At 58.6% G+C, this 12,427-nt stretch carries 13 protein-coding genes and 1 pseudogene; 11 read left to right on the top strand and 3 right to left on the bottom strand.

Translation table 11 applies throughout. The annotated features are described in order from the left end of the window. Positions 1-23 precede the first annotated feature (23 nt). The 8 genes from rpmJ to bfr all read left to right on the top strand — a co-directional run bounded on the left by rpmJ (position 24) and on the right by bfr (position 5,444). The gene (gene rpmJ, locus AC1DVE_RS27290; RefSeq protein ID WP_002555468.1) at positions 24-140 is read left to right on the top strand and encodes a 50S ribosomal protein L36; all 117 of its coding nucleotides are present in this window, start codon (positions 24-26) and stop codon (positions 138-140) included. 130 nt (positions 141-270) lie between these two features. Continuing rightward, positions 271-627: a 30S ribosomal protein S13 gene (rpsM, locus tag AC1DVE_RS27285; protein ID WP_009045849.1), complete on the top strand. Its 357-nt coding sequence runs from the start codon at positions 271-273 to the stop codon at positions 625-627. Positions 628-657: 30 nt separating this feature from the next. Next, positions 658-1,047, top strand: coding sequence for a 30S ribosomal protein S11 (gene rpsK / locus AC1DVE_RS27280; RefSeq protein WP_002555466.1), 390 nt, complete (start codon positions 658-660; stop codon positions 1,045-1,047). An 18-nt stretch (positions 1,048-1,065) separates the two neighbouring features. After that, on the top strand, positions 1,066-1,686 hold the full coding sequence (gene rpsD, locus AC1DVE_RS27275; RefSeq protein WP_003176404.1) for a 30S ribosomal protein S4: 621 nt from the start codon (positions 1,066-1,068) through the stop codon (positions 1,684-1,686). A 22-nt stretch (positions 1,687-1,708) separates the two neighbouring features. Further along, entirely contained in the window at positions 1,709-2,710 is a 1,002-nt protein-coding gene (locus AC1DVE_RS27270) for a DNA-directed RNA polymerase subunit alpha (protein WP_007970428.1), read from the top strand. A 42-nt stretch (positions 2,711-2,752) separates the two neighbouring features. Further along, a complete protein-coding gene (gene rplQ / locus AC1DVE_RS27265) occupies positions 2,753-3,139 on the top strand; it encodes a 50S ribosomal protein L17 (protein ID WP_046041617.1) in 387 nt (128 codons plus the stop codon). A 237-nt stretch (positions 3,140-3,376) separates the two neighbouring features. After that, a complete protein-coding gene (locus AC1DVE_RS27260) occupies positions 3,377-4,831 on the top strand; it encodes a catalase (protein WP_223453678.1) in 1,455 nt (484 codons plus the stop codon). Positions 4,832-4,979: 148 nt separating this feature from the next. Continuing rightward, positions 4,980-5,444: a bacterioferritin gene (gene bfr, locus AC1DVE_RS27255; RefSeq protein WP_223453677.1), complete on the top strand. Its 465-nt coding sequence runs from the start codon at positions 4,980-4,982 to the stop codon at positions 5,442-5,444. 65 nt (positions 5,445-5,509) lie between these two features. Here bfr and uvrA read toward each other — a convergent pair whose 3' ends face one another. After that, entirely contained in the window at positions 5,510-8,344 is a 2,835-nt protein-coding gene (uvrA, locus tag AC1DVE_RS27250; protein WP_057713101.1) for an excinuclease ABC subunit UvrA, read from the bottom strand. A gap of 191 nt (positions 8,345-8,535) precedes the next feature. On the opposite strand from uvrA, the gene AC1DVE_RS27245 reads away from it, so the two are divergent. Together AC1DVE_RS27245 and AC1DVE_RS27240 are read left to right on the top strand one after the other, a co-directional pair. Continuing rightward, entirely contained in the window at positions 8,536-9,933 is a 1,398-nt protein-coding gene (locus tag AC1DVE_RS27245; protein ID WP_223453675.1) for an MFS transporter, read from the top strand. Positions 9,934-9,942: 9 nt separating this feature from the next. After that, entirely contained in the window at positions 9,943-10,461 is a 519-nt protein-coding gene (locus tag AC1DVE_RS27240; protein WP_223534543.1) for a single-stranded DNA-binding protein, read from the top strand. Between the two features lie 89 nt (positions 10,462-10,550). Here AC1DVE_RS27240 and AC1DVE_RS27235 read toward each other — a convergent pair whose 3' ends face one another. After that, positions 10,551-11,099: a cysteine hydrolase family protein gene (locus AC1DVE_RS27235; protein WP_223453673.1), complete on the bottom strand. Its 549-nt coding sequence runs from the start codon at positions 11,097-11,099 to the stop codon at positions 10,551-10,553. A gap of 101 nt (positions 11,100-11,200) precedes the next feature. On the opposite strand from AC1DVE_RS27235, the gene AC1DVE_RS27230 reads away from it, so the two are divergent. Next, entirely contained in the window at positions 11,201-12,193 is a 993-nt protein-coding gene (locus AC1DVE_RS27230; protein ID WP_223453671.1) for a GlxA family transcriptional regulator, read from the top strand. A gap of 51 nt (positions 12,194-12,244) precedes the next feature. Here the strand turns inward: AC1DVE_RS27230 and AC1DVE_RS27225 are convergent. Beyond that, positions 12,245-12,427: pseudogene (locus AC1DVE_RS27225) on the bottom strand (IS110 family transposase); the annotation flags it as partial.

The raw sequence follows: 12,427 nt of genomic DNA, 5'->3' as shown, positions 1-12,427 counted from the left end.
CCATAAGGTTCGAGGAGTTGGTGATGAAAGTTCGTGCATCGGTGAAAAAGCTGTGCCGTAACTGCAAGATTATTCGCCGCGAAGGTGTTGTTCGAGTAATTTGCAGCGCGGAACCGCGTCACAAACAGCGCCAAGGCTGAGTGTGATTGTGCTTCAAGCCCGGCAGCTAGTGCGCTGCCGGGTTGATTATTTGTTATTACAGCGATATTATCTCGCGCCCTATTTCTTGGCTTCCGGGGCGTAGGTAGCTGTCAATTGGAGTCCCACTGAATGGCCCGTATTGCAGGCGTTAACATTCCAGATAACAAGCATACTGTTATCTCGCTGACCTACATCTATGGTGTTGGTCGCACTACTGCACAGAAAATTTGTGCAGAGACTGGGGTAAACCCAGCAGCAAAGATCAAAGATCTGAGCGACGAGCAAATTGAACAGCTGCGTGGCGAAGTGGCGAAGTTCACCACTGAAGGTGACCTGCGTCGCGAAATCAACATGAAAATCAAGCGCTTGATGGACCTCGGTTGCTATCGCGGTCTGCGTCATCGTCGCGGTCTTCCAGTACGCGGTCAGCGTACCAAGACCAACGCGCGTACCCGTAAAGGTCCGCGTAAGCCGATCCGCAAGTAATCGCCCCAGCGAATCGACAGGAATTTAATCATGGCAAAACCTGCTGCTCGTCCTCGTAAAAAAGTTAAAAAGACAGTGGTTGATGGCATCGCCCACATCCATGCATCTTTTAACAACACCATCGTGACCATCACCGACCGTCAAGGTAACGCTCTTTCCTGGGCTACCTCCGGTGGTTCGGGTTTCCGCGGTTCCCGCAAGTCCACCCCGTTTGCTGCTCAAGTAGCTGCTGAACGTGCTGGTCAAGCTGCGCTGGAATACGGCCTGAAAAACCTCGACGTCAACGTCAAAGGTCCAGGTCCAGGTCGTGAATCCGCAGTCCGCGCTTTGAACGGCTGTGGCTACAAGATCGCCAGCATCACCGACGTGACGCCAATCCCGCACAACGGGTGCCGTCCGCCGAAGAAGCGCCGCGTGTAATCCAGGAGATTGTAAAGAATGGCTCGTTACATTGGTCCAAAATGCAAACTCGCTCGTCGCGAAGGCACCGATCTCTTCCTGAAGAGCGGCGTGCGCGCGATCGAATCGAAGTGCAACATTGAAGCAGCACCTGGTATCCACGGCCAACGCCGCGGTCGCCAGTCCGACTACGGCACCCAACTGCGTGAAAAGCAGAAGGTCCGTCGTATCTACGGCGTTCTCGAGCGTCAATTCAGCGGCTACTACAAAGAAGCTGCTGGCAAGAAAGGTGCAACCGGTGAAAACCTGCTGCAACTGCTCGAATGCCGTCTGGACAACGTTGTATACCGTATGGGCTTTGGTTCGACTCGTGCCGAATCCCGTCAGCTGGTATCGCACAAGTCGATCAGCGTAAACGGTCAGACCGTTAACGTTCCGTCCTACCAGGTTCGTGCTGGTGACGTGGTCGCTGTTCGCGAGAAAGCAAAAAATCAACTTCGCATTGTCCAAGCTCTCGATCTGTGTGCCCAACGTGGCCGCGTAGAATGGGTAGAAGTAGACACTGAGAAGAAGTCGGGCGTTTTCAAGAACGTTCCAGCTCGCAGTGATCTGTCCGCCGACATCAACGAAAGCCTGATTGTCGAGCTCTACTCCAAGTAAGGGCTAGAAAATAGGTGCATCCATGCAGATTTCGGTAAATGAGTTCCTGACACCCCGCCACATTGATGTGCAGGTTGTCAGTCCAACCCGCGCCAAGATCACTCTCGAGCCTCTCGAGCGTGGCTTTGGCCATACCCTGGGCAACGCGCTGCGCCGCATCCTGTTGTCCTCAATGCCCGGCTGTGCAGTAGTCGAGGCCGAGATTGACGGTGTGCTCCACGAGTACAGCGCCATCGAAGGTGTACAGGAAGACGTAATTGAAATCCTGTTGAACCTTAAAGGTCTGGCTATCAAGCTGCACGGTCGTGACGAAGTTACGCTGACCTTGTCGAAGAAGGGTTCGGGGGTGGTTACCGCTGCCGATATTCAGCTGGATCATGATGTCGAGATCGTTAATCCCGATCACGTAATCGCTAACCTGGCGTCTAACGGCGCCCTGAACATGAAGCTCGTAGTAGCTCGTGGTCGTGGTTATGAACCGGCAGATTCGCGTCAGAGCGATGAAGACGAAAGCCGCAGCATCGGTCGCTTGCAGCTTGACTCTTCGTTCAGCCCGGTTCGCCGTATCGCATACGTGGTGGAAAACGCCCGTGTCGAGCAGCGTACTAACCTGGACAAGCTGGTTATTGATCTGGAAACCAACGGTACTCTGGATCCTGAAGAGGCAATTCGCCGCGCTGCAACCATCCTGCAACAGCAGTTGGCTGCGTTCGTCGACCTCAAGGGTGACAGTGAGCCAGTGGTTGTCGAGCAGGAAGACGAGATCGATCCGATCCTGCTTCGCCCGGTTGACGATCTGGAACTGACTGTACGTTCGGCTAACTGCCTTAAGGCGGAAAACATCTACTACATCGGTGACCTGATTCAGCGTACCGAAGTAGAGCTGTTGAAGACTCCGAACCTGGGCAAGAAATCCTTGACTGAAATCAAGGACGTTCTGGCCTCCCGCGGTCTGTCCCTCGGCATGCGCCTCGACAACTGGCCGCCTGCAAGTCTTAAGAAGGACGACAAGGCGACTGCCTGATCGTCGTAATCACCGAACGTAGTGTTTGGTAAGGAATGAACCATGCGTCATCGTAAAAGTGGTCGTCACCTGAGCCGCACCAGCTCGCACCGCAAGGCCATGTTCCAAAACATGGCGGTGTCGCTGTTCGAGCACGAGCTGATCAAAACTACTCTGCCAAAAGCTAAAGAACTGCGCCGCGTTGCCGAGCCGCTGATCACTTTGGCCAAGATAGATAGCGTTGCTAACCGCCGTCTGGCTTTCGACCGTACTCGTTCGAAAGCTATCGTTGGTAAGCTCTTCAACGACCTGGGCAAGCGTTACGCTACCCGTGAGGGTGGCTACCTGCGCATCCTCAAGTGCGGTTTCCGCGCTGGCGACAACGCGCCTATGGCGTACGTCGAGTTGGTTGATCGTGCTACTGCTGGCGAAGCTGTATCTGCCGAGTAAGACGTCAGTCTGAAACAAAGAACCGGGCCTAGTGCCCGGTTTTTTGTGCCTGTAAGAAACGCGCTGTTTGTACAAGCGTCTCCTTCGTCCACATCGTCATGATGTGATGGGGATGATCATTAGTTTTTCTCTATCGATGTCTGCAAGTTAATGAATTTGTGGCTGTCATATTGATGATCAATACTCCCTCTCAGCCGATAGCCGGCAGTTCAAGACCGACAGAGGAAGGAAGATCGCATGAGCCAAAACACAACGCTTACCACCGCCAGTGGCGCTCCTGTTGCCGATAACCAGAATTCCCGTTCCGCCGGCCCTCGTGGCCCGCTGCTGCTCGACGACTTTCACCTGATCGAGAAGCTGGCCCACTTCAACCGTGAAAACATCCCTGAGCGCCGTGTACACGCCAAAGGCTCGGGTGCCTACGGTACGTTCACCGTGACGCGCGATATCACTCAATACACCAGCGCGAAGCTGTTTGAGGCAGTCGGCAAGCAAACCCCGACTTTCCTGCGGTTTTCCACCGTGGGCGGTGAACGCGGTTCGGCCGATACCGAGCGTGATCCGCGCGGGTTTGCCTTGAAGTTTTACACCGAGGAAGGCAACTGGGACATCGTCGGCAACAACACCCCCGTGTTCTTCATTCGCGATCCACTGAAGTTTCCAGACTTTATCCACACCCAGAAGCGTTTGCCGCAAAGCAACCTGAAGAGTGCCCAGATGATGTGGGACTTCTGGTCGCATTCGCCCGAGGCGCTGCACCAGGTCACCATCCTGTTCTCCGACCGGGGTATTCCTGACGGATACCGCCACATGCACGGCTTCGGCAGCCACACTTACAGCCTTATCAACGCCCAAGGTGAGCGTCACTGGGTGAAGTGGCACTACAAGACCAAGCAGGGGATCAAGAACCTTGCTCCTGCTGAGGCTGCGCGCCTGGCGGGTACTGATCCGGATTACGCCCAGCGCGACTTGTTCAATGCCATCGAGCAGGGTGATTTCCCGAAATGGCGCGTGTGCATTCAGATCATGAGCGAGGCTCAGGCGGCGGCGCACTACGAGAACCCGTTTGATGTCACCAAAACCTGGTCGCAGAAAGAGTTTCCACTGATTGAAGTCGGAGAACTTGAGCTCAATCGCAATCCGCAGAACTACTTCGCGGAAGTCGAGCAAGCGGCGTTCGGTCCCAGCAATATGGTCCCGGGTGTTGGTCTGTCGCCGGATCGTATGCTGCAAGGTCGGGTCTTCGCCTACGCGGACGCTCATCGCTACCGTGTCGGCACCAATCACCAGCAGTTGCCCGTCAACGCTCCGCGGAGTCCGGTCAACACTTACCAGCGCGATGGCTCGATGGCTTTTGGCAGCAATGGCGGCTCGACGCCGAACTACGAGCCGAACAGCTACGTCGAGTCGCCGAAGCAGGCGCCTCGTTACGCAGAGCCCGCGTTGGCCCTCAGTGGTGCCGCCGATCGTTACGACCACCGTGAAGATACTGATTACTACAGTCACGCCGGCGCGTTGTTCCGCTTGATGACTGAAGAGCAGAAATCACTGTTGGTTGGCAATATCGCCGGTGCGATGGCGGGTGTGTCGAGTGATGTGGTTGACCGTCAGTTGCAGCACTTCTACAAGGCCGACCCGGCGTATGGAGAAGCAATCGCAAAGCTGCTCAACGTACAGCTTAACGAAGTCTAAATGAGAAGCAGAACCGCCCTTGTTTGGGCGGTTTTTGCGTTATTTCGGCTGGTTTTCTCAGAATATCTTCGCTTTTATTGCGTCTTGCGAGTGACGATACGGGCATGTTGGTTCAAACTACAACTTTCAAGCAGGGAGATGTAGGGCGATGCAAGGCCACCCAGATGTGATCGATTACCTCAACACGTTGCTGACCGGCGAACTGGCCGCGCGTGATCAATATTTCGTCCACTCGCGGATGTATGAGGACTGGGGTTTCACCAAGCTCTACGAACGAATCAACCACGAGATGGAAGAGGAAGCAGGGCACGCCGATGCCCTGATGCGCCGGATTCTGATGCTCGAAGGCACGCCGCGCATGCGTCCGGACGATCTCGATATCGGCACCACGGTGACCGAGATGCTCGAAGCGGACTTGCGCCTGGAATACAAGGTCCGTGCTGCGCTGTGCAAGGGCATCAAGCTCTGCGAGCAGCACAAGGACTATGTCAGCCGCGAAATGCTGCGGGTTCAATTGCATGACACCGAAGAAGATCACACCTACTGGCTCGAGAAGCAGTTGGGTCTTATCAAGTTGATCGGGCTTGAGAACTACCTGCAATCCCACACCTGATTGCTGCGAATACAAAAAAGCCCCTGTCACTGATGAAGTGACAGGGGCTTTTTCATGGGGCCCGGTTAAGCCCGGTCACGTTCCAGCAGCGGCTTGAGGTAGTAACCGGTATGAGATTGCTTCATCTCTGACACTTCCTCCGGCGTGCCGACGGCAATAATCTGCCCGCCCTTGGAACCGCCCTCCGGACCCAGGTCCACCAGCCAGTCAGCGGTCTTGATCACGTCCAGGTTGTGTTCGATCACTACCACTGTGTTGCCGTGGTCGCGCAGGCGATGCAACACGTCCAGCAGTTGCTGGATATCTGCGAAGTGCAGCCCGGTGGTGGGTTCGTCGAGGATGTACAGGGTCTTGCCGGTATCGCGCTTGGACAGCTCGCGGGACAGTTTCACCCGCTGGGCTTCACCGCCGGACAGCGTGGTCGCCGATTGCCCCAGCTTGATGTACGACAGGCCGACGTCCATCAACGTTTGCAGCTTGCGCGCCAGGGCCGGTACGGCATCGAAGAACACCCGCGCTTCCTCGATGGTCATCTCGAGGGTTTCGTGGATGCTCTTGCCCTTGTACTTGATCTCCAGGGTCTCGCGGTTGTAACGCTTGCTCTTGCACACGTCGCAGGGCACGTAGATGTCCGGCAGGAAGTGCATCTCGACCTTGATCAGGCCGTCGCCCTGGCAGGCTTCGCAGCGGCCGCCCTTGACGTTGAAGGAGAAGCGCCCCGGCCCGTAGCCCCGGGAGCGGGACTCCGGTACGCCGGCGAACAACTCGCGGATTGGTGTGAACAATCCGGTGTAGGTAGCCGGGTTGGAACGCGGTGTACGGCCGATCGGGCTCTGGTCGATGTCGACGACCTTGTCCAGGTGCTCCAGGCCCTTGATGCTGTCGTGGACGGCCGCTTCAAGGGTAGTGGCGCCATTCAGCGCCGTGGCGCTCAGCGGGAACAGGGTGTTGTTGATCAGCGTCGACTTGCCGGAGCCGGACACGCCAGTCACGCAAGTCAGCAGACCAATCGGAATCTCCAGGTCGACATTGCGCAGGTTGTTGCCGCGCGCGCCCTTGAGCGACAGCGTCAGCTTCTTGTTGCGCGGCGTGCGCTTGGCCGGGACTTCGATCTTCACCCGGCCCGACAGGTATTTGCCCGTCAGCGAGTCCGGGTGCGCCATGACCTCGGCCGGTGTGCCTTCGGCGACGATATGCCCGCCGTGCACGCCAGCGCCCGGGCCGATGTCCACCACGTAGTCGGCCAGACGGATCGCGTCTTCATCGTGCTCGACCACGATCACCGTGTTACCGATATCGCGCAGGTGCTTGAGGGTGCCCAGCAGCCGGTCGTTATCGCGCTGATGCAGGCCGATGGAGGGTTCGTCGAGGATATACAGGACGCCCACCAGGCCGGCGCCAATCTGGCTGGCCAGACGAATACGCTGGGCCTCGCCACCGGACAAAGTGTCCGCGCTGCGATCCAGCGACAGATAGTCGAGGCCGACGTTGACCAGGAACTGCAGGCGTTCGCGGATTTCCTTGAGGATCTTGTCGGCAATTTCGCCACGCCGGCCGGTGAGCTTGAGCCCGCCAAAATAATCGGACGCATCGCCGATCGGCAGGTTGGTCACCGCCGGCAGGGTTTTCTCGCCAACCCATACATGCCGCGCCTCACGCCGCAGGCGGGTGCCGCGGCAATCCGGGCACGACTGGGTGCTGAGGAACTTGGCCAGTTCTTCGCGCACCGATGCCGATTCGGTTTCGCGGTAACGGCGTTCCAGGTTCGGCACGATGCCTTCGAACGGGTGCGAGCGTTTGACGATATCGCCACGGTCGTTCAGGTATTTGAAGTCGACGTTTTGCGAACCGCTGCCGTGCAGGATGAATTTCTGCTGATCGGCTGGCAGTTCGTTGAACGGCACTTCCAGGCTGAACTTGTAGTGCGAGGCCAGCGAGCCGAGCATCTGGAAGTAATAGACGTTGCGTCGATCCCAGCCACGAATCGCCCCTTCGGCCAAGGTCAGTTCGCCATTGACCAGGCGCTTGATGTCGAAGAATTGCTTCACCCCCAAACCATCGCAGGTCGGGCAAGCGCCAGCCGGGTTGTTGAAGGAGAACAGCTTGGGCTCCAGTTCGCTGATCGCGTGGCCGCAGATCGGGCAGGCGAAGCGTGCGGAGAAGATCATCTCTTCACCCGGCTCGTCGTCCATCGGTGCCACCAGGGCGATGCCGTCCGCCAGTTTCAGCGCGGTCTCGAAGGATTCGGCCAGGCGTTGTTGCAGGTCGGCGCGAACCTTGAAGCGGTCGACCACGACATCGATGGTATGTTTTTTCTGCTTGTCGAGCTTGGGCGCTTCGTCCAGCTCATAGAGCTTGCCGTTGATTCGGGCGCGGACGAAGCCCTGCGCGCGCAGCTCTTCGAAAACCGACAGGTGCTCGCCTTTGCGCTCGCGGATGACGGGCGCCAACAGCATGAGCTTGCTGCCCTCCGGTTCGGCGAGGACCAGGTCGACCATCTGGCTGACGGTCTGCGCTTCCAGCGGGATGTCGTGATCCGGGCAACGGGGAATACCCACGCGTGCATAAAGCAGGCGCAGGTAGTCGTAGATTTCGGTGATGGTGCCGACCGTCGAGCGCGGGTTGTGCGAGGTGGACTTCTGTTCGATGGAGATCGCCGGCGACAAGCCTTCGATGGTGTCGACGTCGGGCTTTTCCATCATCGACAGGAACTGCCGGGCGTAGGCCGACAGCGATTCGACGTAGCGACGCTGACCTTCGGCGTACAGGGTGTCGAAAGCCAGGGACGACTTGCCGGAGCCGGACAGGCCGGTGATGACGATCAGCTTGTCCCGTGGCAGGGTCAGGTCGATGTTCTTCAGGTTGTGGGTTCGAGCCCCACGAATCAGGATCTTGTCCAAAGTGGCCTCGCTTGGCGGGCGTCGAAAACGTAGGAGTATACGGCCAAATACTGGATGGATGCACACTATCGAACGAGTGGGCTACTGTCTTACATGAAGAGTGTGTCAGCAATGCGCGTCAAAGCGTCGCGATATACCCTGCCAATCGATGGGACTGGTAGAATCGCCGCCGGTTCACATGAGGTTTTTCCATGCACGATCCCCACAGCGAGCGCATGAGTGGCAGCGAGACCCGCGCGGCAAGCGGTCTGGCCCTGGTGTTCGCCTTCCGTATGCTTGGCATGTTCATGGTGTTGCCGGTACTGGCGACCTATGGGATGGATCTGGCTGGAGCCACGCCGGCCCTGATCGGTCTGGCGATTGGCGCTTATGGCTTGACCCAGGCAGTTTTCCAGATTCCGTTCGGTTTCATTTCCGACCGCATCGGTCGCCGCCCGGTGATTTACCTGGGCCTGATCGTCTTTGCCCTCGGCAGTCTGCTGGCAGCCAATGCCGACTCGATCTGGGGCGTGATTGCCGGCCGGATCCTGCAGGGCGCCGGAGCGATTTCCGCAGCGGTCATGGCCTTGCTGTCCGACCTGACCCGCGAGCAGCACCGGACCAAGGCCATGGCCATGATCGGCATGACCATCGGCCTGTCGTTTGCGGTGGCCATGGTGGTCGGTCCGCTGCTGACCCGTGCCTTCGGGCTGTCCGGGCTGTTCCTTGCCACCGGCGGTATGGCACTGTTCGGCATCGTGATCGTGATGTTCATGGTGCCGCGCTCCACCGGCCCGTTGCAGCACCGTGAGTCCGGTGTCGCGCGCCAGGCGCTGATCCCGACCCTCAAGCATCCGGACCTGCTGCGCCTGGATCTGGGCATTTTTGTGTTGCACGCGATGTTGATGTCCAGCTTCGTCGCCTTGCCGCTGGCGCTGGTCGAGAAAGCCGGGCTGCCCAAAGAGCAGCACTGGTGGGTGTACCTGACCGCGCTGCTGATTTCTTTCTTCGCCATGATCCCGTTCATTATCTACGGCGAGAAGAAACGCAAAATGAAACGAGTTTTAATCGGCTCCGTCGTGACGCTGATGCTCACTGAGCTATTCTTCTGGCAGTTCGGCGACAGCTTGCGGGCTCTGGTGATTGGTACGGTGGTGTTCTTCACCGCGTTCAATCTGCTGGAAGCTTCGTTGCCATCGCTGATCAGCAAGGTTTCACCGGCCGGCGGCAAGGGCACGGCGATGGGGGTTTATTCCACCAGCCAGTTCCTCGGGTCGGCATTGGGCGGCATTCTTGGCGGCTGGCTGTTCCAGCATGGCGGTCTGTCGGTTGTGTTCCTCGGATGCGCCGGTCTGGCTGCCCTCTGGCTGGCCTTTGCTGTTACCATGCGCGAACCTCCCTACGTCACGAGCCTGCGCTTGCCGTTGTCGCCCGAGGCGATGCGCGAAGCGGGTCTGGTCGAGCGCCTGAAGGCGGTCGTAGGGGTAACAGATGCAGTCATCGTCGCAGAAGAGGCGGCGATTTACATCAAACTGGACACCGAACTATTGGATCGCACCACCCTTGAGTGCCTGGTGAACAACCCGGCCGGGGCAGCGTGCGTAGCCTAGGAGAACGTTATGGCCCGTGGGGTTAACAAAGTCATATTGGTCGGCACTTGCGGCCAGGATCCCGAAGTTCGCTACTTGCCTAACGGTAACGCCGTGACCAACCTGAGTCTGGCGACCAGCGAACAGTGGACCGACAAGCAAACCGGTCAGAAAGTCGAAAAGACCGAATGGCACCGTGTGTCGATGTTCGGCAAGGTTGCAGAAATCGCTGGCGAATACCTGCGTAAAGGTTCGCAGGTCTACATCGAAGGCAAGCTGCAGACCCGCGAGTGGGAAAAAGACGGTATCAAGCGTTACACCACCGAAATCGTGGTCGACATGCAAGGCACCATGCAACTGCTGGGCGGCCGTCCACAGGGCGACCAGCAGGGCCAGGGCGGCGGTAACAACTACCAGCAATCCGCTCCGCGCCAGCAGGCTCCGCGTCCACAGCAGCCGGCGCCGCAACAGTCGCGCCCGGCTCCACAGCAGGCTGCTCCTCAGCCGGCTCCGGATTTCGACAGCTTTGATGACGATATTCCGTTCTAGAGCGGCTGCAAGTCTCAAGCTGAAACACAAAACCCGCACTTCACTTGGAAGTGCGGGTTTTTTATGGGCGGTGAAATTTAGTTGCAGACTCAGGCAGACAGGAACTCGTCGGTCGACACCACGCTGGCATAGGCAAACGCCAGGGCCGCCATGAACGCCGCATGAACCTGCGCCGCCGGAACCGTCACACCATTGAACTCCAGGTCGCGGGTGGCGCAGGCGTCGTGGATCACGGTGACCGTATAGCCGAAATCCGCCGCCGCACGGGTGATGCCGTCGACGCACATGTGGCTCATGCTGCCCACGACCACCAGCTCCTTGATGCCTTGTTCGTCGAGGATCGATTTCAGTTCGGTTTCGCGGAACGAGTTGACGAAGTGCTTGAGTACCACCGGTTCGTCGGCGCGGTTGAGCACTTTCGGGTGCAGCTTGGCGCCCTCGGAGTTCGGGGTGAAAAACGGCGCCTCTTCGGAGGTGAACTCGTGGCGGATGTGCACCACCGAATCCCCCGCGTCGCGGAAGGCCTTGATCAGGCGGACGGCGTTGTCGGCGGCGGCGTCGGCACCGACCAGCGGCCACTTGCCTTGGGGGAAGTAGTCGTTCTGGATATCGACTACGATGAGCGCTTGCTTGGCCATGACTGTTTCCTCGAAGTGTGTGTTGGTGTGGAATGAAGTATTGGCTCTGGCAGGCGATCCGAGGATTGGCCGCACCGACAATAGAAGGGGGAAAACTGACAATGGACGCAGAAAGGGCAATCGCCGAACTCGGTGTGCTGATCTATCCCGGCGCGCAGATGGCGGCGGTGCATGGCTTGACGGATTTGTTCGGGGTGGCCAACCGGATTGCCGCCGAACATCAGTCTGCGCAGTTGCCGCTGTTGCGGGTCAGCCATTGGCAGGTCGAAGGCGATCAGCTGCCGGTTCGGGTCTTCGACAGCCATCCCGGCCCGGAGCGCGCCCTGGTGGCCGTGTTGATTCCGCCGTCGATCGGCGGTTTTTCCGCGGGCCAAGCACCACAGGGACTGATCCGCTGGTTGCGTAAGCAACATGCCAACGGTGCGACACTGGGCGGGGTTTGCGTGGGTTCTATCCTGTTGGCCGAAAGCGGTTTGCTCGACGGTCGCAGCGCCACCACTCACTGGACTTCGGCCAAAGCCTTCGCCGAACGTTATCCGGCGATCCGGCTCAATGCCGATACGCCGATTGTCGATGACGGCGACCTGATTACCACCGCCGGGCTGATGGCCTGGTCGGAACTGGGTCTGCGCCTGGTCAACCGGCTGCTGGGGCCAAGCATCGCCACCAACACCGCGCGTTTTCTGGTGGTGGAGCACAGCGACAGCGCCAGTGAGTGCGGCAGCAATTTTGCGCCGATCCTCAGCCACGGCGATGCGGCGATCCTCAAGGTGCAACACTGGCTGCAAAGCACCGGGGCGACCGATGTGTCGCTGGCGGCGATGGCTGAAAAAGCAGGGTTGGAAGAACGTACCTTCCTGCGCCGTTTCCGCGCGGCCACCGGGCTCAAACCCACGGAATACTGCCAGCATCTGCGAGTCGGCAAGGCCCGGGAAATGCTTGAGTTCACCAACGGCACCATTGACCACATCGCCTGGACCGTGGGTTATCAGGACCCCGGGGCGTTTCGCGCGACGTTCAAGAAAATCACCGGGCTGGCGCCGAGTGATTATCGGACGCGGTTTGGGGTGACGCCGGGTGCCGCGGCACGGTAAGTGGAACACCGAAAATCCAGTGTGGGAGATTCTATGGTTGAGGGAAAGCCCTCAACCTGCTTTTGGTTGGTATTCGCTCTGCCCTTTCAGCAGTGCAAATACGATCCGGGCAAGTTTGCGGGCCAGTATCACCAGTGCCTGCGTAGTGCTGAACCCTTTGGCTCTTTGCTCTTCATAAAAGCCTTTCCAGGCGGCTGTGCGGCTGGCCGACATGGCGGCGTTGTGCAGCAGTCG

The sequence above is a fragment of the Pseudomonas sp. P4_B4 genome, from assembly GCF_056402255.1.
This window is presented reverse-complemented; position numbering and strand designations above follow the sequence as displayed.